The sequence below is a fragment of the Flavobacterium aerium genome, assembly GCF_030766725.1.
In the GTDB taxonomy this organism is placed as follows: domain Bacteria; phylum Bacteroidota; class Bacteroidia; order Flavobacteriales; family Flavobacteriaceae; genus Flavobacterium; species Flavobacterium aerium.
In genome coordinates, this window is record NZ_JARQWR010000007.1 from 114124 (window position 1) to 139009 (window position 24886).

Annotated in this window: 17 protein-coding genes and 3 tRNA genes; 11 read left to right on the top strand and 9 right to left on the bottom strand. The window is 33.2% G+C overall.

The window, feature by feature from the left end:
* The first annotated feature begins 487 nt into the window (after positions 1-487).
* Genes P6733_RS10945 through P6733_RS10955 form a run of 3 tightly spaced genes read left to right on the top strand, consistent with a single transcriptional unit; the run spans position 488 to position 4844 of the window.
* Positions 488-916, top strand: a complete 429-nt coding sequence (locus P6733_RS10945) for a hypothetical protein (RefSeq protein WP_306352918.1) — start codon at positions 488-490, stop codon at positions 914-916.
* Positions 917-4435 (top strand): PAS domain S-box protein, encoded by a 3519-nt coding sequence (locus P6733_RS10950; protein ID WP_306352919.1) that lies wholly within the window; start codon positions 917-919, stop codon positions 4433-4435.
* Position 4436: 1 nt separating this feature from the next.
* Positions 4437-4844 (top strand): response regulator, encoded by a 408-nt coding sequence (locus tag P6733_RS10955; protein ID WP_306352920.1) that lies wholly within the window; start codon positions 4437-4439, stop codon positions 4842-4844.
* A gap of 115 nt (positions 4845-4959) precedes the next feature.
* On the opposite strand, the gene rpsT is transcribed toward P6733_RS10955, so the two are convergent.
* The 4 genes from rpsT to proS all read right to left on the bottom strand — a co-directional run bounded on the left by rpsT (position 4960) and on the right by proS (position 7000).
* Positions 4960-5211, bottom strand: a complete 252-nt coding sequence (rpsT, locus tag P6733_RS10960; RefSeq protein ID WP_306352921.1) for a 30S ribosomal protein S20 — start codon at positions 5209-5211, stop codon at positions 4960-4962.
* 37 nt (positions 5212-5248) lie between these two features.
* Positions 5249-5320, bottom strand: a tRNA-Glu gene (locus P6733_RS10965).
* A 51-nt stretch (positions 5321-5371) separates the two neighbouring features.
* Positions 5372-5443 (bottom strand) — tRNA-Glu (locus tag P6733_RS10970).
* 78 nt (positions 5444-5521) lie between these two features.
* Positions 5522-7000: a proline--tRNA ligase gene (gene proS / locus P6733_RS10975; RefSeq protein ID WP_306352922.1), complete on the bottom strand. Its 1479-nt coding sequence runs from the start codon at positions 6998-7000 to the stop codon at positions 5522-5524.
* A 99-nt stretch (positions 7001-7099) separates the two neighbouring features.
* Here proS and P6733_RS10980 point away from each other — a divergent pair, with 99 nt between their 5' ends.
* The 3 genes from P6733_RS10980 to rimO all read left to right on the top strand — a co-directional run bounded on the left by P6733_RS10980 (position 7100) and on the right by rimO (position 11331).
* A complete protein-coding gene (locus tag P6733_RS10980) occupies positions 7100-8164 on the top strand; it encodes a hypothetical protein (RefSeq protein ID WP_306352923.1) in 1065 nt (354 codons plus the stop codon).
* Between the two features lie 80 nt (positions 8165-8244).
* Positions 8245-9759 carry an OmpP1/FadL family transporter gene (locus P6733_RS10985; protein ID WP_306352924.1) on the top strand — a complete coding sequence of 505 codons (1515 nt, stop codon included), beginning with the start codon at positions 8245-8247 and terminating at the stop codon, positions 9757-9759.
* 243 nt (positions 9760-10002) lie between these two features.
* The gene (gene rimO / locus P6733_RS10990; RefSeq protein ID WP_306352925.1) at positions 10003-11331 is read left to right on the top strand and encodes a 30S ribosomal protein S12 methylthiotransferase RimO; all 1329 of its coding nucleotides are present in this window, start codon (positions 10003-10005) and stop codon (positions 11329-11331) included.
* A 116-nt stretch (positions 11332-11447) separates the two neighbouring features.
* Here the strand turns inward: rimO and P6733_RS10995 are convergent, their stop codons facing one another.
* The gene (locus P6733_RS10995; RefSeq protein WP_306352926.1) at positions 11448-12524 is read right to left on the bottom strand and encodes a TFIIB-type zinc ribbon-containing protein; all 1077 of its coding nucleotides are present in this window, start codon (positions 12522-12524) and stop codon (positions 11448-11450) included.
* A 13-nt stretch (positions 12525-12537) separates the two neighbouring features.
* A complete protein-coding gene (locus P6733_RS11000; protein ID WP_306352927.1) occupies positions 12538-13644 on the bottom strand; it encodes an SPFH domain-containing protein in 1107 nt (368 codons plus the stop codon).
* Between the two features lie 468 nt (positions 13645-14112).
* On the opposite strand from P6733_RS11000, the gene P6733_RS11005 reads away from it, so the two are divergent.
* Positions 14113-14228: transfer RNA gene (locus tag P6733_RS11005), tRNA-OTHER, on the top strand.
* Positions 14229-14419: 191 nt separating this feature from the next.
* On the top strand, positions 14420-16657 hold the full coding sequence (locus tag P6733_RS11010) for a hypothetical protein (protein WP_306352928.1): 2238 nt from the start codon (positions 14420-14422) through the stop codon (positions 16655-16657).
* A 50-nt stretch (positions 16658-16707) separates the two neighbouring features.
* Here the strand turns inward: P6733_RS11010 and P6733_RS11015 are convergent, their stop codons facing one another.
* Positions 16708-17592 carry a LysR substrate-binding domain-containing protein gene (locus P6733_RS11015; protein ID WP_306352929.1) on the bottom strand — a complete coding sequence of 295 codons (885 nt, stop codon included), beginning with the start codon at positions 17590-17592 and terminating at the stop codon, positions 16708-16710.
* 70 nt (positions 17593-17662) lie between these two features.
* Between P6733_RS11015 and P6733_RS11020 the strand changes: the two genes are divergently transcribed.
* Positions 17663-18868, top strand: coding sequence for an MFS transporter (locus P6733_RS11020; protein ID WP_306352930.1), 1206 nt, complete (start codon positions 17663-17665; stop codon positions 18866-18868).
* Between the two features lie 17 nt (positions 18869-18885).
* Positions 18886-19404, top strand: a complete 519-nt coding sequence (locus P6733_RS11025) for a GNAT family N-acetyltransferase (RefSeq protein ID WP_306352931.1) — start codon at positions 18886-18888, stop codon at positions 19402-19404.
* A 128-nt stretch (positions 19405-19532) separates the two neighbouring features.
* Here the strand turns inward: P6733_RS11025 and P6733_RS11030 are convergent, their stop codons facing one another.
* Positions 19533-21743: a B12-binding domain-containing radical SAM protein gene (locus P6733_RS11030; RefSeq protein ID WP_306352932.1), complete on the bottom strand. Its 2211-nt coding sequence runs from the start codon at positions 21741-21743 to the stop codon at positions 19533-19535.
* 125 nt (positions 21744-21868) lie between these two features.
* Positions 21869-22420, bottom strand: a complete 552-nt coding sequence (locus P6733_RS11035; protein WP_306352933.1) for a hypothetical protein — start codon at positions 22418-22420, stop codon at positions 21869-21871.
* Positions 22421-23280: 860 nt separating this feature from the next.
* Between P6733_RS11035 and bshC the strand changes: the two genes are divergently transcribed.
* Positions 23281-24870 carry a bacillithiol biosynthesis cysteine-adding enzyme BshC gene (bshC, locus tag P6733_RS11040; protein ID WP_306352934.1) on the top strand — a complete coding sequence of 530 codons (1590 nt, stop codon included), beginning with the start codon at positions 23281-23283 and terminating at the stop codon, positions 24868-24870.
* Positions 24871-24886: the final 16 nt, after the last annotated feature.

Sequence of the window (24886 nt, forward strand, 5' to 3'; positions counted from 1 at the left end):
CCCAAAATCTCTCATTTCTAATGCTTTTTATAACATATTGAATCGATTTTTTAATTTAATACACCTTATTAATAATACCTAAACATTAAAGTCAAATACAAATTTTGAACAATAGAGAATAAAATGGCTTTAATTGCAGTTTATTAATTCATAATAATCATACTTTTTAATCGTATTTATAGCCCTATAATTTATCATTATTTTATTACAAAAGTTGAAGAATAATTCTTAAATTATAGTGTTGAAAAAATAAATATTAAGAATAAAAAACGAAACAAAATTGTATTATAACACCAATTTTGTAAAAAGCAGACCATCACGAAAAATAAAGGTAAAACAATCAAAACATTAACAACTATGCAAAAAAAAATATGAAAAACAAAGGATGCTCTATTTTTAACATTTAATATCCTATGTGAAGTACTTTTTATTTTTCAATATGAAAATACTTTTTTGCTATATTTGTCTACCCCAAACCTTACTGTACATGAAACCGAATAGCATTTTACTCATTGAAATCAATGAAGGTGAAATTCCGCCTGCGACCACCGTCATAAATGATGCTAAAATTAGAAATGCTATTACAGGTAAAACAACGAACTGGGAAGCTTTATTATTAAAGAAAAAAAGACCGTCTAAAAATAAATCTTTTCAAGATTTATTTTTTTCATGCAATAATCTTCCGGAATTTAATAGTAGGACAGTACCTTATCAAATCCGATATCGTACCCAACCTAAATCTATTCTAAATATTATGATTGCGACTTCGTCTTTTGAAATCGATAGTATTAAAGGCTATAAACAATGTGTAAGTTATTACATTCCAAAACCTGTATATACCCAAAATCATTCTAAAACCACTGTATCTACAAGTAAATTTCAATTCTCAATTGTTAAATTACTTAAAAATAACTAGATGCATTTAGAGCCAAGCGTATTGAAAATATTAATTATTGAGAACAATAATGATGATTTCTTTTTAATTAAGGACTATCTCATCGAGGAGTTTTCTAACCCTATAATTCATCGAACTCACCACTTTGATGAAACAAAAGCATTTTTAAATACTAAGCCAGAACTAGATATTATACTACTGGACTTAGCAACGCCAGATAATGATGAAATTGCTATTATTAGCGAAATGATGCAAATTGCCTCATCTATCCCAATCATCATACTTACAAATATCAACAACAAAGAGCTCAGTATAAATTCTCTTTCCTTAGGTATTTACGACTATCTATTAAAAGAAGAAATTAACAGTCATCAATTATTTAAAAGCATTTGCTATAGCATTGAGCGTAAAAAAATAATTGATCAGCTACAATCTTCTGAAGAAAAATACAAAAAGTTATTTGAAAATAGCCCGATACCAAAATTTGTATACGACATAGAAACTTTATATTTTCTTGATGTAAACGAAGCTGTAACTCGAGAATATGGTTATACCCGAGAAGAGTTCTCTAAACTAACGGTAAAGGATATTGTACCCATGCCCGAGTTTAATGATGTATACCAACGGATTCAGCATTACAAAAAACACAATGAATACTCTGAAGGCATCTATAAAATCATCAAAAAGAATGGTGAAACCATCGATGTACTTTTACAAAGTAACGAGATTCTATTTAATTCTCGAAAATCTAGACTTGTCGTCACAACTAATATTACGGAGAAGCTAAAATCTGAAAAAGAAAAAGAACTAACCGAACAACGTTTCAAGGCACTTGTTCAGGAAGGTTCAAATTTAATCTCTATTTTGGATTCAAAAGGGAATTATCTATATGTTAGTTCTAATATTCAAAATCAATTTGGGATTGATCCAAAACGCCTTATCGGAAAAAATGTTTTCGATTACATCCATAGAGATGATCGCGAACGAGTATGGAAAGAGTTTGAAAAATTACAAATTGAAAAAAGAACTACCACTACTCCTTTTCGATACAAAAGTGTAAATAAAAAATGGCGTTGGTTTGAAACCATCATGATTAACATGACAAACAACCCAGCCGTGAATGGTTTAGTAGCCAATACACGTGATGTTACTGAAAGAATTGAAGGCGAAATTAAAATTAAAGAAAGTACCGAGCGCTATGAAGCCGTAGCAAAAGCGACCAATGACGCTATCTACGAATATGATTTTTCTACCCAAAAAATTTATATCGCTGGTTTTGTCTATAAAAATCTCTTTGGACATCAGTTTAATAAAGAATTTATTGATCTTGAATTTTGGAAATCGAATTTACATCCTGACGAAAGCAAAGAAGTTAAAAACAAAATTAAAGCCGCTGCTAAGAATTCTAAAAAAAAACATTTTGAATTTGAATATCGCTTGCGAAAATCGAATGGAAGTTATGCTTATGTCCTCGATAAATTTGATATTATTTGGGAAAATGGCAAAGCCATAAAGAAGATTGGTGCGCTTCATGATATTTCTACTCGTAAATACCACGAAACGATTCTTGCCTTTGAAAAAGAAATCTACGAGTTGAATGCGAACCCTTCTATCAACTTTGATTATCTTTTAAATCATATTATAGACAATATCGAAAAAATAATCGATCATTCAATTTGTTCCATCTATGAATTTCAAGGCAACAATAACTTGAAATTCTTAACGGGTAAGACATTATCCCAAAACATTCACGAACAAATTAGTTCCATCAAAACAAATACCGAGGGGAAAGCTTTCATAAAAGCTCTTTTCACGAACAAAAAAGTAATCACGTCAAATATCTATAAAGAGAAGAACTGGGAAAACCACAGAGATATAGCAATACAATCTAATATTAAATCCTGTTGGACTTTCCCAATCAAAAAAAGCAACGGTAAAACAATTGCCACATTGGTCAATTTTTTCCCTATTGAACGATTCCCTAAACCCGATGAAATCAATATTCTTGAGCGTGTCTCTAATCTTATTGGAGTTGTCTTTGAAAATAGAAAATCGGCGGAAGAGATAAAACAAGCTAAGGAACGCTATGACATTGTTGCAAAAGCTACAAGCGATACCATTTGGGATTGGAAAATCCAACACGATGAATTCACTTGGAATAAAGGAATTCAAAAAATATACGGTTATAAAAAATCTGATGTAAAAAATATTTCTAAATGGTGGTTCGACCGAATTCATCCTGAAGATAGCTTAAAAATGTCGGTCAAACTCTATGCTTTCTTAGAAAAGAAAGTTGAAAAATGGCAGGATGAATACCGTTTTAGATGTGCAGACGGATCATACAAATATGTTTATGACAGGGGCTTTCTTGTTTTTGATGACAATGGTATGCCCGTAAGAATGATTGGTGCCATGCAGGACATCACCAAACAAAAGCAAGAAGAACATCGATTAAAATTACTAGAATCCGTAATTACACATGCCAAAGATTCTGTTATGATTACCGAATCCGACACTTCAGAGTATGCTATTCCAAAAATAGTATACATTAATGAAGCTTTTTCAACGATGTCTGGCTATACCTTAAAAGAATTAATTGGAAAAAGCCCATTAATTTTTAATGGTCCAGATGCTGACAAACAAGAATTAAAGAAGCTAACTCAGTGTATCCAGGATAAAAAAGAATGTCAAATTGAAACCATTAGCTACAAAAAGAATGGGGAAGCCTACTGGGTTAATTTCTCTATGGTCCCAATTACGGATAGTGAAGGGAAATTTAGTCATTGGATTTCAATACAAAGAGATGTTACAGAACGAAAAAGACAAGAGCAAGAGAAGGAACAACTTATCCAGGAATTGACACAAAACAATAAGGATTTAAGACAGTTTTCTTATATCACTTCGCATAATCTTAGAGCACCACTATCCAATCTCACTGGATTACTATATTTATTAGATGAAATCCCTATTGAAAACCAAGAAGTAAGTGAAATATTAAATGGTTTTAAGAAATCTACTCATTTACTAAATGATACAATCAATGATTTAGCAAAAGTCGTTATCATAAAAGACAATCCTTCCATTAAAAAAGAAGAAGTCTACATTGATGATGTTTTAAAAAATGTATTTAGTCAAGTAAATATACTGCTAGACCAGCACGAGCCTATTATTACAATTAATTTAGACAAAGCACCAAAATTAAAAATTAACAAGAGTTATCTTGAAAGTATTTTACTAAATTTACTTACAAATGCCATAAAATACAAATCACCGCTTCGAAAACTAGAGCTATTAATACAGACTGAAGACCACAAAGATTACATCAAACTTATTTTCCAAGATAACGGAATAGGACTGGATGTAGAACGATACAAAGACAAAATTTTTGGCCTTTACCAAAGATTCCATAACTATCCCGACAGCAAAGGTCTGGGATTATACCTTGTCAAGTCTCAGGTAGAAAGTATGGGTGGCAAAATAGACATCAAGAGTGAGGTAGACAAAGGCACTAAATTTGTACTAAAGTTTAAAAAAAGATAAAATGCTGGATAAAGTTTTTTGCATTGATGATGACACCATTACTTTGATGTTATACAAAATGGTCATTGTTAAAGCTACATTTGCTAAAGAAATCATTTCAGCTTCTAATGGGCAAGAAGCCTTAAACTACTATAATAAACTTATTGAGGCCAAAACAGAGGGAAACACAATCACATATCCTTCTTTAATATTCTTAGATCTCAATATGCCTATTATGAGTGGATGGGAATTCCTAGACCATTTCACAACACATATTTACCCTCATTTTATCGATACAAAGGTTATTATCCTTTCCTCCACGATAGACCCAGAAGACATCAAAAAATCAAAGCAATATCCTATGGTTCTTGATTTCCTATCGAAACCTATTACAAAGGGTATGCTAGAACAATTAAAGGATAGCTTTTAACAGCTATCCTTTATTCTATTTATTATTAGTTACAAATTCTATTTATTCAGTATAGAGCAAAAAAAAAACTCTCGATTAGTATCGAGAGTTTTTTTTTGTTTGAACACTGTATAGATTATAAAGCCGAAACGTGTTTCGTTAACTTAGATTTTAAGTTAGAAGCTTTATTATCATGAATGATATTTTTCTTAGCTAATTTATCAATCATAGAAATTACGCTTGATAATTTTTCTGAAGCTTCACTTTTGTCAGTTGCTAAACGCAATGCTTTAATAGCGTTACGAGTAGTTTTATGTTGATATTTATTCAACACTCTTCTCTTTTCGTTACTTCTGATTCTCTTTAATGCTGACTTATGATTTGCCATTTTCTTTGATAATTAAATATTTTTAATATATTTTTTGTAGTCCGTAGGGGAATCGAACCCCTGTTACCAGGATGAAAACCTGGCGTCCTAACCCCTAGACGAACGGACCAAAATCTCACTAAGCTTATACAGTTTCATTCTTCAATAAAACTGAAACTTGTAGTCCGTGGGGGAATCGAACCCCCCTTACCAGGATGAAAACCTGGCGTCCTAACCGATAGACGAACGGACCATGCTTCTCTATTGCGGATGCAAAAATACAACATTTTTTCAATCGTACAATAGCTAATGCATTTTTTTTTATTTTTTTTTAATATGCCTTCGCAAAAAGCACTCTTCCTGTAGACGGATTCCCAGTAAACACACAGCTTCCCGCCTCTTCTACTCTATCTAATGCAATACAACGAATTGTTGCTTTTGTGAGCTCTTTTATCTTCTCTTCTGTAGCTGCAGTTCCGTCCCAATGTGCAGACACAAATCCACCCTTATTCTCCAAAACATCCTTAAACTCCTCAAAATTACTTACTTCCGTAATATGACTGTTTCTGTAGTCCAATGCTTTTGCAAATAAATCGTTTTGAATCTGCTCTAAAAGACCTTGAACATAATTTACTATTTCTTCTTTTCGAATTACTTCTTTTGACAATGTATCTCGTCTAGCAACCTCAAAAGTTCCACTTTCTAAATCTTTCGGTCCAATAGCGATTCGAACTGGCACACCTTTTAATTCATACTCATTAAACTTGAATCCTGGCTTATGCGTCGTTCTATCGTCGTATTTAACCGATATCTTCAGTTTTCTTAATTGTGCTACCAATTCTTTTACTTCTGCTGTAATTTCGTCTAATTGCTCATCTGTTTTATGGATTGGAACAATCACGACTTGAATTGGCGCTAAACTTGGCGGTAAAACTAATCCATTGTCATCTGAGTGCGTCATAACTAAAGCTCCCATTAAACGAGTTGATACTCCCCATGAAGTTCCCCACACATAATCTTGCTTCCCTTCGGCATTTGAAAATTTCACATCAAATGCTTTTGCAAAATTTTGCCCTAGGAAATGTGATGTTCCTGCTTGAAGTGCTTTTCCATCCTGCATTAAAGCTTCAATACAATACGTCTCCTCTGCTCCTGCAAATCGCTCCGTTTCCGTTTTAATTCCTTTTACAACTGGAATAGCCATAAAATTCTCAGCAAACTCTGCATATACATTCATCATTTGTTCTGATTCTGCAATTGCTTCAGATCGGGTTGCATGTGCTGTATGTCCTTCCTGCCATAAAAACTCTGCTGTTCTTAAAAACAAACGGGTTCTCATTTCCCAACGAACAACATTTGCCCATTGATTAATTAAAAGAGGTAAATCTCTATACGATTGTACCCACCCTTTATATGTACTCCAAATAATTGCTTCACTTGTTGGTCTTACAATCAACTCTTCTTCCAGCTTAGCATTAGGATCAACCATCAACTTCCCAGGTTTGTCTGGATCATTTTTTAGTCGGTAATGCGTAACTACTGCACATTCTTTTGCAAAACCCTCTGCATTTTTTTCCTCTGCCTCGAACATACTCTTGGGTACGAACAATGGAAAATAAGCATTTTGATGTCCTGTTTCTTTAAACATTCTATCCAATTCTGCTTGCATTTTTTCCCAGATTGCATAGCCGTATGGTTTAATGACCATACACCCTCTAACCGCTGAATTTTCAGCGAGATCTGCCTTGACAACCAGCTCGTTATACCATTTCGAATAATCTTCTTCTCTTTTTGTTAGGTTCTTGCTCATATTGTATTATTTGGCACAAATATTGTTTAACTTAATTTAACTAAATAGTTTGACAAAACTAACTATTTTTGTATTGTCCAACAATTAAAATACAGATATATGAAAACTTATTACCTCACATCGAAGAAAATCTCCTTTTATTCTGTAATTGGATTTCTGAGCATATTAGTGAGCTCTTGTGGTTCTTACCAAAACAGCTCTTATTATGAAAATGACGGTATCTATGGAAGTAACTCAAACAATAGATACAATGACAATTATCGTCAAAGTAATTCCGGTCAAGGAAACAACAATAAATACAAAGAGTACTTTAGTTCATTATCTAGTCAATATAGTTCGGACAAGCCTGTTGACATTTTTACTGACGTAGATACTTATTATGGTGACACACCTGACATAGATCCAAATCAAGGTATCGAATACACTAGTGGTTACACTGGATGGGGTCGTGATCCTGACAATGTTTCAATAAATATTTACAGTAGCCCGAACTGGGGATGGAACTCTTGGTACGGTGGCGGCTGGGGATTAGGTTGGAATTCTTGGTATGGCGGTGGATTCGGTTGGAACAACTACTACGGTGGTGGTTGGGGATTAGGATGGAACTCTTGGTACGGACCTAGCTTTGGTTGGGGATGGGGATGGAATAACCATCACAATTACTGGAATAACAATTATGTATACAGCAGCGGAAGACGTGGCGGTTATTATGACGGTGGTTACAACAGATACTACACTAATGGATCTAGAAGTGACAATGCTAACTATAATGTAAGTAGAAGAAACAACGGTTCTCAATACAACGTTACACGTTCTAATAATAATACAAACTATAACAGTACTAGAAGTAATAACAATTACAACGCAACAAGAAGTAATAATAATTACAACTATAACAGCACTAGAAGATCTGAATCGAATAATAATTATAATACTACTAGAAGTAATAACAATTATAACACAACGCGTAGATCTGAGTCTAACAATACTAATTATAACAGTAATTACAATAGTACTAGAAGCAACAACAACTCTAACTACAGTAGCCCATCTAGATCTTCAAATTCTAACTACTCTAGTGGAGGAGGTAGATCATCTGGAGGTGGTGGATACAGTGGTGGCGGAGGTGGCGGAGGCCGTTCATCTGGTGGTGGTAGACGATAATTAATAGCATAATACAGAATACCCATTAGTTAACTAACCCTATTCTTTTTTGGTATTTTATATTCAAAAATTCAAGTAAAATGAAAAAGTATTTATTGACCGTTGCAATTGGATTGTCCTTTTATTCGGTACAAGCACAAGATATATCAGATGCTATGCGTTATTCGCAGAGCAATCTAACTGGTACAGCTCGATTTAGAGCGATGAGTGGAGCCTTTGGGGCATTGGGCGGTGATTTATCCTCCTTATCAGTAAACCCTGCTGGATCGGCAGTTTTTGCAAACAACCAAATGGCTATTACTGTTAGTAATTATAACATTAAGAATAAAGCATCTTATTTTGGTACGAAAACATCCGATTCTGAAAGTGCTTTTGATTTAAATCAATTAGGTGCTGTATTTGTATTTAACAATCAAAATCCGGATAGTGATTGGAAAAAATTCACTTTAGGAGTGAATTATGATAATATGGGAGATTTTGACAACTCTATATTTACAGCAGGTACAAATCCAACAAATTCTATTTCGCAATATTTCTTGCATTATGCTAATGGTGTTCCTCCGGGAGCTTTATCAAATCCTTCATGGGGATCGTTAGGTTATGGTGGACAACAAGCCTTCTTAGCCTATGACAGTTATTTGATTGAATCAAACAATGATGCTGGTAACACTTACTTCTCTCAGGTTCCTGCAGGTGGTAATTATTATCAAGATAATAGAATTGTTACTTCTGGTTACAATGGTAAATTGTCTTTCAATATTGCAACACAATATCAAGATCGTTTCTATTTTGGCTTAAATCTGAACACACATTTTACTGATTATAAAAGATCTTCTTCTTTCTATGAATCAAACAATAATACAAACCCTGGTGGAGTGAGTGTTCAAGAGTTACAATTTAACAATGAGTTATATACTTATGGAAATGGTTTTTCTTTCCAAGTAGGTGCTATTGCAAAAGTAACGAATGAATTTCGCGTAGGTTTAGCTTACGAATCTCCAACTTGGTATAAATTAAACGATGAGTTATCTCAACGAATGATTACTTATCGTTATGACGCTAGCCCAAGTAACCCTAATCCAGGTAGTTACTTAAGAGCTGTGGTTGACCCTAATATTGTTACAATTTATCAACCGTATAAATTACAAACACCTGGTAAATACACTGGAAGTATGGCTTATGTATTTGGTAAAAATGCTTTAATCAGTGTGGATTATAGCTTAAAAGATTATAGTAGCACTAAATACAGACCTTCTAATGATCCTGTATTAAGCAATTATAATACTCAAATGGCTAATATTCTGGATGTAACTTCTGAAGTTCGTGTAGGTGCTGAATATCGTATTAAAGAATTAAGCTTAAGAGGTGGTTACCGTTTTGAACAAAGTCCTTATAAAAACGGGAAAACAATTGGTGACTTACAAGGTTTCTCTGGTGGTTTAGGTTATAACTTCGGTTCAACTAAATTGGATATTGCTTATTCCTATTTCAAAAGAGATTATGACTTACAAGCTTTTAGCCAAGGATTAACAGATGTATCTAACATCAAATCTGTAAATAATAATATCACACTTACTTTAGGTTTTGAACTATAGTAAAACGATACATAATTTAAAGAAAACCATCCTAGTTTAGGATGGTTTTCTTTTTATAGAACAAACCCTTACTTTCTACTAGCCCCGATTGTAGTGGTATCCTTCTGGGATTTTATGCGGGATGATAGTGCATAAAATCTCAGAAGATATAACGGAAAGCGGGAACTAGAATGAATAAAAATACCAAAACCATAGTGCTTCTATTAATAAAAACAGTAATTTTGCACTCCAATTTATAATGCTATGAGAACCAAGTCTTTAAAAAAGAACAAAATCAACGTGATCACCTTGGGGTGCTCTAAAAATGTATATGATAGTGAAGTACTAATGGGACAATTACGTGCCAGCGGGAAAGATGTTACTCATGAAGCACCTAAAAGTGAAGAAGGAAACATTATTGTAATCAATACTTGTGGGTTTATTAATAATGCTAAAGAAGAGTCTGTTAATACCATTTTAGAGTATGTTGACAAAAAAGAACAAGGTTTAGTAGACAAAGTATTTGTTACTGGCTGTCTATCGGAGCGTTATAGACCGGATCTTGAAAAAGAAATTCCTAATGTGGATCAATATTTTGGTACTACTGAGTTACCACAATTATTGAAAGCGTTGGGTGCAGATTACAAACATGAGCTTTTAGGAGAACGTTTAACAACAACTCCAAAAAATTATGCTTACCTAAAAATTGCCGAAGGTTGTGATCGTCCTTGTAGTTTTTGTGCTATTCCAATTATGCGTGGTAAACACGTTTCTCAATCTATTGAGAAATTAGTGAAAGAAGCAGAAGGTTTAGCTAAAAATGGCGTTAAAGAATTAATCCTAATTGCACAGGATTTAACGTACTACGGTTTAGATTTATACAAGAAACGTAACTTAGGTGAATTATTGGAAGCCTTAGTAAAAGTTGAAGGTATTGAGTGGATTCGTTTACACTATGCTTTCCCTACAGGTTTCCCAATGGATGTTTTGGAAATCATGAAACGTGAGCCAAAAATCTGTAATTATATTGATATTCCATTACAACATATCTCAGACAGCATTCTAAAATCAATGCGTCGTGGAACTACACAAGAGAAAACAACAAAACTATTAAAAGAGTTTAGGGCTGCTGTTCCTGGAATGGCTATCCGTACTACTTTAATTGTAGGTTATCCTGGTGAAACTGAAGAAGATTTCAAAATCCTAAAAGACTGGGTTGAAGAAATGCGTTTTGAAAGACTAGGTTGTTTTGCTTATTCTCATGAAGAAAATACACATGCTTACTTATTGGAGGATGATGTTCCTCAAGAAGTAAAACAACAACGTGCTATTGAAATCATGGATATTCAGGCACAAATTTCTTGGGATTTAAATCAAGAGAAAATTGGAAAAACATACCGTTGTATTATTGACCGAAAAGAAGGTGGTCATTTTGTAGGTAGAACTGAATTTGACTCCCCTGATGTTGATAATGAAGTATTAATTGATGCTACACAGTATTACGTAAAAACAGGAGATTTCGTAAATGTTACTATTACGGATGCTACAGAATTTGATTTATATGGTATTCCTTTAGAAGCTAATCCTTCTTAAAAGAATTTCTTTACTATACTAAAAAGCCAAACATATTAATGTTTGGCTTTTTTTATTTTTAAAGGTTTTATTGTTTAACATTCTTATTTGCATACAATAGTCATGCATTATTACTATTAAAAAAAATAAGCAATCAAAGCAAATACAATAAAGATAAAAACTACAAGTAGGACAATTTTTGTTGTGCTATAAGGTCTATCTCCAATTAATTTACCATTTCGTCCATTTACATAGAAATGATATCGTTTATTATTATACAAATAAGAACTTGTATATATAGGAACTAGAATATGCTTAAAGGTAATATCACTATACTGTGAGGTCACTTCATGAATTCTTTGCCTATCTCCTCCAATTTGATATCCAATTTTAATTCGGATTCTCTCTCCCATGATGGATTTTGCATTCTTAAATCCTTGCTCCAGATTAATCATATACTTCTCCGTGATGAATCCGCTTAAGTATTCATTACTGATAGAGATTAGTTTTTCTTTATCCCATGGTTCCAATTGATATAAGGTTGCTCCACTTATATTACCTGATGCAGGAACCATAATATCATCAAAATAGGAATCTAATGTTCCACTAACACTACTCCATCGTGTTCGGGTTTCTTCACGTTTATTTTCACCACTACCTACCGTTACGGTATAGTCTACTCCGCGCTCTCCTGAATAATCAGAAACAGACTGCGCATCATACGTCCAATACGGAATATACACACCTTGTAACCCAATAGGTGATAAAGCTGCTTTCGATAAATTATTGGGTGCAAACCATAAATCACCAACCCATTTTGATAATATTTTATATACTTCCTTATCCCCTATAGTAAAAGGCAGTAAAGCTGCTGGCCTAATGAGTCGTTCTTCATGAATATCGGATTCAATTAAGGGTGAACTGCAATTGGGGCAAAATAATGATTTTATATTTCCTTGAACACAGGAAGATGCACCACAATTTTTACATTCAATTACTTTCTCCACTGCTATATCTTCCTTTCCAAGTGACTCCATATAGCTTTTAAAATCCAACTCCTCTATCAGAATACTGTCCGAAGGTTTTATTTTATTTACTCCACCACAATAATTACAAATTAAAGTATCGGTCCCTGGTTTGTATTTTAAAGCTGCACCACAGTTTGTACAAGCATAACTTTCAGATATTCTCTCTTTTTCTTCTGTCAAATCCATTATGAATTTCTTATTATACTGTAGGTAATGGTGGTGGTGTATTTGTCCATAGTATCTGTAAATCTGTTTGATTTTCTGCTTTATCCCATCCGGACAAACCTTGTTTCCATACTAAATTCTCTCTACTGAACTCTCCTTTTTTCACCAGTTCTTCTAACTGTGTCTGATTGAATGGACCTGCTTGTTGGCCATTAATCGCTACAAAATAACTTATTCCCGAAGGAATCGGCGGCGGCGTACTTTGCGGAGCACTATTATTTGATTGGCCTTGCGTATAGGCTTGTGTCATTTGATTCGCCATTGCAAAACCTGCTCCCATCCCTACTCCTGCTCCTGCTACACCTGAAGGATTTGCTGCAGCTACTTCTATCGCTTTTGCCGCTTTAAACTGCGTTAACTTATTCAAATCAATTACGTTCAATCGGCTTAATTCGAAGATTTCTTTCTTGATTTCCTCTGGCATTGAAACATTTTCAATCAAGAACTTGGTCACATCAATTCCATATACCGTAAAATCATCTTGCATATAACCAAAAATTGCCGTTGACAATTCATTCAGATTGGCTGCGTAAGTCTCAACAGGTAAATTTGCTTCGCCTATTGCATCTGAAAAACGCGTAACGATAATACTCTTTAACTGTGCATCAATATCGTCTGTTGTAAAAGTTCCATTCGTTCCTACAATTTCTGTAATGAACTTACCAGCATCTGTTATTCTGAAAGTATAGGATCCAAATGCTCGAATCTCCAACATTCCAAATCTTCCATCATTAACAATGATTGGACTTTTTGTTCCCCATTTCTGATCAATAAAGTTTTTCGTGTTTACAAAATAAACTTCTGCTTTAAAGGGGCTATTAAATCCATATTTCCATCCTTTTAATGTTGTCAGAATTGGTAAATTCTGAGTATTTAAAGTGTAAGTACCGGGATTAAAAATATCTGCTATTTTCCCTTCATTAATAAAAACGGCCTGTTGCCCTTCTCTTACAATTAATTTTGCTTCATTCTTGATCTCATTTTGATAGCGATCAAAACGATGAATAATGGTATTGTTGCTATTATCAAGAAACTCAATAATATCAATTAATTCATTCCTAAGTTTATCAAATATTCCCATCTTATCTTTTATATTTCTAATTAAAACTAGTTTCTTTTTTTATTGATTATTAAAGATACACAACTTTATGAATCTGTAATAAATATTTTATGCATGAAGTACACAAACAAATGATTTTTACATTTATTTAATATATCATTATGAGAATAATCCTCTTCTAATCTATCTTTAGTACTTCTAATAATATTATATCTTTTAATTTTTTTAGGTCTAAAAGTTGCTCTTTTAAAAACGCAGAATAGATTATTCAATTATTTCATTAAAAAAACAAAACCTAACAACATCAAAAACAGAACATTAAAATTTATTTTTGAATTATTTTAATCTACGCAAAACGATTGCGCACTTGCTTATTTATATTTGCAATGTAATTAAGCAACAAAAGTTCATTGATAAAAAAGCAGGTCAAATATAAGTTACTTCCAACACTCCTAAATGTATAAACTTATGTGATTACCTGCTTTATATGAAGCAGTAGCTCAGCGGTAGAGCAGGTAGTTTTGAAATTATCAAAAGATGGTCAATCAAAACTTACTCCCACACTTTTAATGTCCGGGTCATCGGTTCGAATCCGATCTGTTTCTCAAAAAATGGTCAAAAAAGACTTACTTCAAGATATTCCAAAAACTAGTCTTTTGATTACCATATAAATTAAGCCTTTACATAATGTAAGGGTTAGTAATAAAATAAATATAGTAATAAGGTCAATTGTTTCTTACTTCAATTTTTTAAGGTAAAACAGAAACAAGATTATCTAATTATAAAGATTAAAAAAATGAAAAATTTAATTCAGGTTTCAGTCCGTCAAAGTGCAATCTTTATTCCTAAGGAACAAATTGTTGCTCCAGGAAAAAAAATAACACGAACAACAGCCATGTTAGTCGCTAATCTAGCTAAAATAGGATTTTCTTTATCAGAAGAATTACTACACGCTATGAATACCGTTTCTCCTGCTTATAAGTTGGAGATTTATGAAACATTGTCTAAAATATTAGGGACAGATAAAAACTGGACTCCTTTAGTAAAAGGATGGAATACTCCAACAGGTGAAACTGAATTGGACCATTTTGAAACTTTTCTGGCTACAATCTTTAATTCTAAAGATGGTACTCCACTAGAATGTGGCCATATCATTCCATACGGAACTTTTCCAATAGAGCGTTATAACGGTTGCCCTTTTTGCGGAACACCATTCCAATTTGGAAAAATTGAAAAATATGGTCAAGGAAGTAAAACAAAACTATTAAATCTATGGACTGAAGACGCTATACAGTCTTATTTCGCAGATTTACTACTGTCTAAAACAGCCTTGGATGCTACTCAAATTGATAGTTTGAAAATACTAGTTGATGTTTTTCCATTGCCAAAAGTAACTGTTGGAATGAAAGAAACATTGATGATTATAGTTGATGCTTTGGTAGAAAAAGGAGCGGGTGAAAAAGCCGAAATCTACTTTACTTCCCCTACAGATATACTGCGTTATTTATGGTATAAAAAGACGGGAGTTTTACAAATCATGGAGCCTAAAACCATTATTAAACAAGCCGCAAAAAATAGTGGACATTTCCAATCAAACTTAAATCAAAGTGCTCAAGCTACTTTGTCTAAAAAATTAGAATTAAAACTAAAATACAACCGTCAGGAATGTAAAATGGTCGCTGTTTGGATCAATAATCTAGAATTGGATATTGAAAAAACTTGTGAAATGATGCATCCAAAAAGAGAAATGTGGGTTCGATTTATCCGTGCCTTACGTTTAGCAGAATACAGCAAAAAAGAAGGATTCGAAAAGTTAAAAGATTTACTAGATGTTTTCTATAATGAAATCTATACCGTATGGCAAGGTCGTGTGAACCAGTACCGTTTGAAATCGGATGCTATTAATACATTTGTTCTTTTAAAACAAAGACCTGGTTTATTTGCTCGTTCATTATTCTCAACTATGTTATGGTATGGAGCAGAAGAAACTATAAAAGAATTTACAGCAATAATTGATCAAGTTCCAGCCCGTTTAATATTTACATTAAATATGTATGCACAAAATTATTTTGATAAGGATAATGATCGAATAGTAAAACCATTAGGTGGAACTATCAAAAGAATTCCTGCAAACAAATTTTTAGGATTGTATACGGAGGAGCAATTAAACGAAATGAAAGCTTTGGTTGAAGGTTTATCAATCACTGTCATGAAGAAACGTTTTGCTGCTATTCCAAATGAAAATAAAACTATATACATTGATCCGATGTTATTCAATATTCCAGTAGCAATAGGAGATCGAAGTGATACTGTACAAGATTTGCCAGCAGCATTACCGGGAACAAAATTTCAAGTAGAAGGAGATGCTGTCCGTCTATTTATGCAATGGGGTAAAGATTTACCTGCTCAACATTTGGATATGGATTTAAGTTGTCAAATAGCATATAGTGATGGGAAACATGAGATTTGTTCTTATTCTCATTTAACAGCGACTGGCGCTCAACATAGCGGAGATATTAGAAGTATTCCTGATAAAATAGGAACCGCTGAATATATTGAATTGGATATTAATGCCTTAAAACAGGCCAAGGCACAATATGTAACCTTTACTTGTAATGCCTTTAGTACGGGAGCCATCAGCCCAAATTTAGTGATTGGATGGATGAACAGTAAACATAAAATGAAAATCTCAGAGAAAACAGGTGTTGCTTATGATCCTTCTTGTGTTCAGCATCAGGTGAGAGTAGTTCAAAATGCTGCCAAAGGAATTGTCTTTGGTGTATTGGATGTTTGGAATAATGAAATCATCTGGCTTGAAATGGCTTTTGGAGGACAAGTGGTTCAAAATTTGGATTTTGAAGCTGTAAAAGGTTTGATTTCAAAATTGAATACTAAATTAAACATTGGAAATCTTTTGCTTTTAAAAGCAGAAGCGCAAAATCTGAAAAGTATTGAAACAGAAGATGCCGATGAAGTATATTCTATGGAATGGGCTTTAAACAGTGCTGCTGTTACTAAACTTTTAGTAGATTAAAATTATTCTATAATTTCATAAATTAAGATTCTAAGAAGGAGCTATTCTTTTTAGAATCTTTTTTTTGATAAAAGGTCGGTAAAAAGCAAAATAAATGTCCGAACTGCTTTTTTTTCATAAATATCCTTAACTGTTACGAACTTTGCCGTTCTAGAAAAATTTCCCCCATTAATTGGGATCGCGATTAAGTTATCATTTGAAAAACTCGATTTCACTAATATAGTACTCCATTCTCCCGATTCAACTAATGAAATAACTGTAGGAATGTCATTTATCTCTAGTGAGAATTTTGGCATAAGATGGTATTTCTGAAACTCTCTACTAATAATATGATCAACACTATAGCCTCTGGATGCCAAAACAAGTGATTCATTTGCTATTTCATTAACTTCTATTGAAGATCGGTCTGCAAATTTGGAATTTTTATTACAAACAAATACCAATGGTGATACAAACATCATTTCATACTTTAGGCTCTCCAATTCTTCTGTTTCATGGAAAGCTAAAATAAAATCTAATTCAAGATTTTCTAATTTCTGGAACAATTCCAGGGCAGCTCCATAAATTACTTTTATCCGAATATCCTTGTATTTAGAAGCAAAAACTTTAAGAACGTCATTAAATAGCGCTTGAAGGCCAAAAGAAACCCCAATTGATATTTCTCCTGTTTGAAGTTGATCAAGTTCCTTTAAAGCCAAACGTCCATCTTCTGCCAGACGTAAACTTTTTGAAGCATAGCTTGCAAATAATGTCCCCGCTTCTGTTAGTGTAATTCTTCTTCCAATACGGTTGAATAATGGTGTCCCGAGTTCCTCTTCTAACTGTTTAATCTGTTGTGAGAGGGTACTTTGGGTCACGAATACTGCACGAGCTGCTTCAGTAAAATTGAGTAGTTCTTTTGCTTTTAGAAAATATTTAAGTTGCCTGAGTTCCATTTCAAATCGTTAAAACCGATTGATTATATCGAAAAATACATTTTTGCTAATATATTAAATAATTGCAATTTTGCATCATATTATGGATAAAACATTGAGTGCTCTAAGAGAAAAACATACTACCATTACTTCTAATTTAGCATTAGGAATAGGGCAAATTATTTTGTGGGGTGGTTCATATTTTTTGTTATCAGTTCTTTCAGGTTCAATAATGAAAGATACTGGATGGTCGTATCAATCAATCTATGGAGCACTTTCTTTATCATTACTTGTATCTGGATTAATAATGCCCAAAATTGGCTATTATATCCAACGCATGGATAAGAACATCCCGCTATTATTTACGGGAGTAGTGATGGCTTGTGGTTTATTTGTCATAGCGGGTAGTAGGTCATTCTCCATTTTTCTGATTGGTTGGTTCATCATTGGTATTGCAATGGGAATGGGTTTATATGATGCTCTATTTGCTTCATTGGGCAAAAAACATGGTAACAATGCGAGTATTTCAATTGTACAGGTTACTTTGATTTCGAGCTTAGCACCCAGTATCTCTTGGGCATTTCTAACTTTTTTAAACACAGCCTATGGATGGCGTTTGACCTGTATATTCTATGCTATTATTCTAATTGTTACCATTTTACCACTTCATTATTGGTTATTTACAGAAAAAAATACGACAAAGCAAACCTATCCAGATCAATCTTTGATGATAGATACTACAGATGTAGCCAATGTCTCAAAACCACTCTATAACTGGATTTTGATCAATTTTACTTTGGGTGCGGTGATTACTACTGGATTGGTGATCCATTTAATCGACATATTAAACGATAAGAATTTGACAAAAACCTCAATAATAACCATCGCAGCTATACTTGGACCGAGTCAGGCAGCAGTTAGAGTTATAGAACTTTTACTTCCTAAAAGGTCCGTTATATTGTCTGCAATTATTTCGTCTAGTGCACTTTTTATTGGTACATTATTCCTAATGCTTGATTCCAGAATTGCGGGTTTAGGAGTCTTGCTTTTTGGAATGGGAAATGGCATGAGGTCGATATTAAGAGGAACTTTACCATTATCTATTTTTGGAAGTAAAAATTATAGCTTGATTATTGGTAAACTTGCCCGTCTTCCATTAATAGCACAAGCGGTAACACCCGTTATCGGAGGCATATTCATTCAACAATTTGGTATTAATGGGTTTCTTCTATTCTTGCTGTTATTATCAATACTCTATATCCTATCTGTTTTAATGGTAAAATCATATTTAAGATAAAATAAAAACAAAAAGTTATGAACTACAAATTTGAAAAGGCCGAATCTGGTCAAATTAATGAAATCTGGGAAATTTTTATTCATGCAATCGAGCGTAGAAAACAAGATGGAAGTGAACAATGGCAAGATGGATATCCTAACCCTACGGTTCTAAAAAGAGATATTGAAAATGGTTATGGGTATGTGATATCCAATGAAGAAGATATTATAGGTTATTGTGCACTAATGATTAATGATGAGCCAGAATATGCTAACTTAAAAGGACAATGGCTAACCGATGGAGATTTTGTTGTTTTTCATAGAGTGGCAGTATCCGAAAAATATTTGAAACAAGGATTTTCAAAGATTATGCTACAATACATTGACGCTTTTGCTATGGAAAACCAAATTTCAAGCGTAAAAGCTGATACCAATTTTGATAATGCTGCAATGTTGGCTCTTTTTGAAAAAACAGGTTATCAATACTGTGGAAAGGTTACGTTTCGAGGTTGTCCTCGTAAAGCTTTCGAAAAAGTTTTAAAACAACATGATATTTAGTCAAATAATCTACTCTTCCTTTTTACACAATATATAAAAGAGATAAAGACATCATTACATGGGATATTTATTATCCCATTTTTTATTCTATATATCAAAGCGAATGATTGGGTATTTTTACTTAAAAACTACAATACTAATAATCCTGATTCTCGTAGTGTATTCACTGGTTTACTGTACCAAAATAATTCAAAATCTTCAATTCCGGCAGTTTCTGCATTTGCTTTTACTTCTTGAAAGGTATGAATCTTAGCATTTGATACTGAAATAAGGGCCAAAATGGATAATAACCATTCTGCTTCTTCTTTATTGGTCTGAATACTAAAGCTTTCTTTTTTATCATGGAATGTTAATGTTGCCATTTCCCATTGATTCCCTTTCTTGCTTTTCGTAAAATAGTTTACTGTTGGTTTATTCCCTAGCCAAACAATTTTTGCTGATGATTTAATCAGTAATTCATCTTCCTCACTGATTGCATTAAATATATAATCATTTGGAATTTTTGTACGTGGTATTTTAAATTCAAACCAGTCTTGTAATGGGTAATCAAAACAGATTCCATGCATGAAATTGAATAATGATTTCTTTAATCCGAAACTAAACTGATCGTGATCGGTACCGGTATTGTCAATATGGACAATATCATTATTTGCAAAGGTTCCGATAGCTTCAGTCTCCTTTAAAACACCAAATTTTTCCGGATACATTCCTACTGGACTATGCGCGGTCATTGCAAACTGATGCCAAAAACCTGATTGTAAGATTCCAACTTCAAACATTTGACGAATCATTTCCAGGGAATCAATCGTTTCCTGTGCCGTTTGTGTAGGGAAACCATACATCAAATAGGCATGTACCATTACGCCTGCTTCTGTAAAATTTCGTGTTACGCGCGCTACTTGTGCTACGGTAACTCCTTTCTGAATCAGTTCTAGTAATCGGTCGGAGGCTACTTCCAATCCTCCAGAAATGGCAATACAACCCGATGCTTTAAGCAACAAACATAAGTCTCTTGTAAAGCTTTTTTCAAAACGAATATTCGTCCACCACGTAACACTAAGTTTTCTTCTCAGAATTTCTAATGCCAAAGCTCGCATTAAAGCCGGTGGTGCAGCTTCATCTACAAAGTGGAATCCATTCTGCCCTGTTTGTTCGATTAGTTCTTCCATACGATCGCAGAGCAATTTTGCTGCTACAGGTTCGTATAATTTTATATAATCTAATGAGATATCACAGAACGTACATTTCCCCCAATAACATCCATGTGCCATCGTCAATTTATTCCATCGCCCATCGCTCCACATGCGGTGCATTGGATTTACAATTTCAATAACTGAAATATATTGATCCAATAACAAATCATTATAATCTGGTGTTCCTACTTCTGATTGTTTATAATCTTTACAGCTATTGTTATTGATATAGGTTACTTTTCCATCGACTAAAGTGAACGTTCTTTTCAGTTCGTCAATCGTTTTTCTACCTTCTATATAATCAATTAAGTTTTCAATCGGTGCTTCTCCATCATCTAATGGAATGAAATCAAAAAATTCAAAAACTCTTGCATCAGAAAGTGAGCGTAATTCGGTATTAGCAAATCCTCCTCCCATTGCAATTTTCACTTCTGGGTAGTGTTTTTTGATCCATTGTCCACAACGAAATGAGGCATATAAATTACCCGGAAAAGGAACTGATAAGGCAACCATTTTAGGTTGAACCATTGACATTTTATATTCTAATATTCCAATTAGAATTTGATCGATATAGGTATATTCTTGTTGTAAAGCTGTATACAGTTCGTCAAAGCTATTGGCTGATCGACCCAAACGTTCTGCATACCTGCTAAATCCAAAATTATCGTCAATACATTCTACAATTAAATCGGAAATGTCTTCCAAGTATAGAGTAGCCAAATGTTTTGCTTTATCCTGAGTTCCCATTGTTCCAAAAGCCCAATCCAATTCTTCTAAAGTAGAAAATCGGGATGCTTCTGGTAAAAAATCTTCTTGGCAAATTAAATGGGAAAGTGTTGGATTCTTTCCTTGCAGAAATAATATTACTGAATCAATCGTATGGATATAGTCTTCTTGTAATGCAAGAATACGTTGTGCATTATCACTAAGCTTTAAGTCTGTTTCTTCAACTTTTTGAGTGATTGTATCAAATAAATTCTGTAATCCTCCTTTTGAAAATAATTCCAATATTACTTCTATCCCTAAATCGGATTGATAGGAAGTAATATCTTTTGTGTTTAGAAATCCTTTTATATAGGCTGTGGCCGGATAGGGCGTATTCAGCTGTGTAAAAGGTGGAGTAATTAAGAAAACTGTTGAGCTCAAGACCTGAAATTTAACTGCAAAATTATCTCTAATTTCTCAAAGAGTCATGTTTTATAGTGATAATTTTAATTTTGTTCCTCTAAACTAAAAAAGGCATGGATTACTCCACACCTTTTTTATTATAATTATTTTTTCTTCTTCTCTGCCTTTTTCTTATTTGTTGGCTTATTTTTTTTTGTTTTTTTATCTGAAATCATTCTCAGCTTATCTTTAATTCGGTTTTGCTGTTCTATGATATCTGCTTGTAAATCTGTTTCATAGTTGCTTAACTTCGCCAATTTGATTGCTTTTGATGCTTCTTTAAACAGGTGTTGGCTTTCATAAAGCGTAGCTTGTTTCATATGAATTAAAGCTTTGTCCATTCCTTTAATTTGCATTGCAAAATCAATCAGTTTTTGTGCCTGCTCATAATCTTCATTCCAAATTAAGGTTAGAATGAAATTTGGATAAACATCCAAAGCATGAATATCTACAGCTAATGCTTCTTCATAACAGGTTTTAGCTTCTTCGTAGTCTTTTAATTGTTCTGCATATATTCGACCTTTCAAGCACAGTGCTAATGTATTTTTATCGTCGTATGATAAGGCGTAATTTAAGGATTCTATGGCTTCAGATAAATTGTAAGGATATGCTTCTAAAGCTTCAAATAAATGTGTATCGTGAATATTTGTTCCCATTATCTTAATTCTTTGTGTAAATTGTTTTTTAATTGTTGACGAGTTCCCTTATAGGCTTTCCCTTCTTTTTGCTTTTTGAAATTCAAGCCTGCAAAGGTACGCACTGGATTGCCACGTTCAACATTTAATTGATTCTCCTTTGTTTATTTAACTGATTTTTAAGACTCTGAATGATTTCTTCTTCTCGTTTCTTAATTAATCTTTCTTTAGCGAGCTTTTTATTTTGATGTTGTGATCTGAAATCCATTGCTATAGTAGCTATTCCAGTAGAAATATGTGTTGCTCAAATCGCAGAATTTACCTTATTTATGCATTGTCTTACTGCTCCCGAACTTCGCATCACTTGGTATTGTTTTCCTCGATTTCATTTTTAATACTTGCACCACGACCCAAGTATATTCTGCTGGTTCTCTCCCACTGTTATTTGAATTATTTTTTCTGTTTTTATTATTTTGGATAGCTTTTTTCTATTTTTTGCCTCTCTTACAAATTTTGGCAAACGAGTAACTAAATTTGATCCATGATTTATTTTTAAATTTCGCTCTCGCAAATCTGCTGTGATATAGTGTTATAGATATTCTATATGTTCTGGTTTATAAGCCAAAAAAAACTTCTACTTCTTTTTGAAACCAACGTGGTAAATTATACCATTGATCGGTTACTAATCTATCATGTTCTTTCGTGTTTTATAAAACCTTTCTAATTTTTGGTTTCTATTCTTCTTGAACATTACGACGAGGACATTTTGCTCGATATTTCTCAGACTTCTCTTTTAAAGGTTGTGATTCATAACCTAGTGTTAAAGCTACTTTCAAACCATTAATTTTCGTTAAATTAGCACAAATTTTAAACTTGATAACATGCCATCTGACTGTATTAGCTACCAAGAATCTGGGTATTTCACTCCGTTAATGAATGATTATTTAGATCAAAAACCTAACATTCAGTCTCTTTATAATCGTTTCCCTTCCCTTGAAAACTTTAAAGAACAAATTATAGAGAAACAACAGAATTATCCTGTTAGCTTTCGTGGTGTTTTAGTTTCTGCTTTACAGAAACAGTACAAATCCATTGAAACATCGGCTTCAACACAACAAAACATTGATGCTTTATTAAAGAACAATACTTTTACTATTACAACGGGTCACCAATTGAACTTATTCACGGGTCCTTTGTATTTTTTATATAAAATCATTTCCACAATTAATTTAACCGAACAATTAAAAGTTCAATATCCTGAATCAAATTTTGTCCCAATTTATTGGATGGCCACTGAAGATCATGATTTTGAAGAAATTAATTATTTCACTTTTAAAGGCAAAAAAATTCGTTGGAACAAAAATAGCACAGGTCCTGTAGGTCGTTTATCTACAAAAGGATTGGAAGATGTTTTTGAAGTTTTTACGCAGGAATTGGGAGTTGGCAAAAATGCTGATGATATCAAACGAATGTTTGAAGAGGCTTATCTTGCACATGATTCTCTTGCCGATGCAACAAGACATTTGGCTAATGCTCTTTTTGGTCAATATGGCTTGGTGATACTGGATGCAGATTCAAGTGATTTAAAACGTGAATTTATCCCGTATATCAAAGAGGAATTATTGCATCAAAGTGCTAGTCCATTAGTATTAGCAACAACTGAAAAATTACAGAATTACAATATTCAGGTAAACCCTCGTGAAATCAACTTATTTTATATTGAAGATACGCTTCGGGAGCGAATTATTTTAGAAGGAGATCATTATCTTGTCAACAATACCGAGCTTCGTTTTTCAAGAGAAGAAATCCTTGAATTGGTTGAGCAGCATCCTGAAAAGTTCAGTCCTAATGTTATTATGCGTCCTCTTTATCAGGAAATAATTCTTCCTAATTTATGCTACATTGGTGGTGGTGGAGAATTAGCTTATTGGCTCGAATTGAAATCTTATTTTAATCATTCGGATATTCCTTTTCCTATTTTATTGTTACGAAATTCTGTATTAATTGCAACGGCTAAGCAAGCTTTAAAAGCAGATAAATTAGATTTATCTTGGTCTGATTTGTTTTCTAAACAGCAAATTTTATTGAATCGAAAAACAAAGGAATTATCTGAATTCCCAATTGATTTTAGTGCTCAAAAAGAGTTTCTTAAAAAACAGTTTGAAGCTTTACATGAAATTGCAAAGAAAACGGATGCTTCTTTTTTAGGGGCAGTTAACGCTCAGGAAGTAAAACAGATAAAAGGTTTAGAGCATTTGGAAAAACGGCTATTACGAGCACAGAAAAGAAAGCTTTCCGATGAATTAAATCGCATTACGGAGTTACAGAATGAATTATTTCCTGGACAAAGTTTACAGGAAAGAAAAGATAATTTCTCAGAATACTATCTTGAAACTGGCCCTCTTTTAATCGAGAACTTAATGAAAGAATTAAAACCGCTAGAAAATAATTTTAGCATCGTAATTCAATAATATAACGTACATTAAT

Excerpts from the sequence above, each read along its gene's own strand:
- P6733_RS10945 (WP_306352918.1), top strand. The coding sequence starts at position 488 with ATGAAACCGAATAGCATTTTACTCATTGAAATCAATGAAGGTGAAATT.
- P6733_RS10950 (WP_306352919.1), top strand. The coding sequence starts at position 917 with ATGCATTTAGAGCCAAGCGTATTGAAAATATTAATTATTGAGAACAAT.
- P6733_RS10955 (WP_306352920.1), top strand. The coding sequence starts at position 4,437 with ATGCTGGATAAAGTTTTTTGCATTGATGATGACACCATTACTTTGATG.
- rpsT (WP_306352921.1), bottom strand. The coding sequence starts at position 5,211 with ATGGCAAATCATAAGTCAGCATTAAAGAGAATCAGAAGTAACGAAAAG.
- proS (WP_306352922.1), bottom strand. The coding sequence starts at position 7,000 with ATGAGCAAGAACCTAACAAAAAGAGAAGAAGATTATTCGAAATGGTAT.
- P6733_RS10980 (WP_306352923.1), top strand. The coding sequence starts at position 7,100 with ATGAAAACTTATTACCTCACATCGAAGAAAATCTCCTTTTATTCTGTA.
- P6733_RS10985 (WP_306352924.1), top strand. The coding sequence starts at position 8,245 with ATGAAAAAGTATTTATTGACCGTTGCAATTGGATTGTCCTTTTATTCG.
- rimO (WP_306352925.1), top strand. The coding sequence starts at position 10,003 with ATGAGAACCAAGTCTTTAAAAAAGAACAAAATCAACGTGATCACCTTG.
- P6733_RS10995 (WP_306352926.1), bottom strand. The coding sequence starts at position 12,524 with ATGGATTTGACAGAAGAAAAAGAGAGAATATCTGAAAGTTATGCTTGT.
- P6733_RS11000 (WP_306352927.1), bottom strand. The coding sequence starts at position 13,644 with ATGGGAATATTTGATAAACTTAGGAATGAATTAATTGATATTATTGAG.
- P6733_RS11010 (WP_306352928.1), top strand. The coding sequence starts at position 14,420 with ATGAAAAATTTAATTCAGGTTTCAGTCCGTCAAAGTGCAATCTTTATT.
- P6733_RS11015 (WP_306352929.1), bottom strand. The coding sequence starts at position 17,592 with ATGGAACTCAGGCAACTTAAATATTTTCTAAAAGCAAAAGAACTACTC.
- P6733_RS11025 (WP_306352931.1), top strand. The coding sequence starts at position 18,886 with ATGAACTACAAATTTGAAAAGGCCGAATCTGGTCAAATTAATGAAATC.
- P6733_RS11035 (WP_306352933.1), bottom strand. The coding sequence starts at position 22,420 with ATGGGAACAAATATTCACGATACACATTTATTTGAAGCTTTAGAAGCA.
- bshC (WP_306352934.1), top strand. The coding sequence starts at position 23,281 with ATGCCATCTGACTGTATTAGCTACCAAGAATCTGGGTATTTCACTCCG.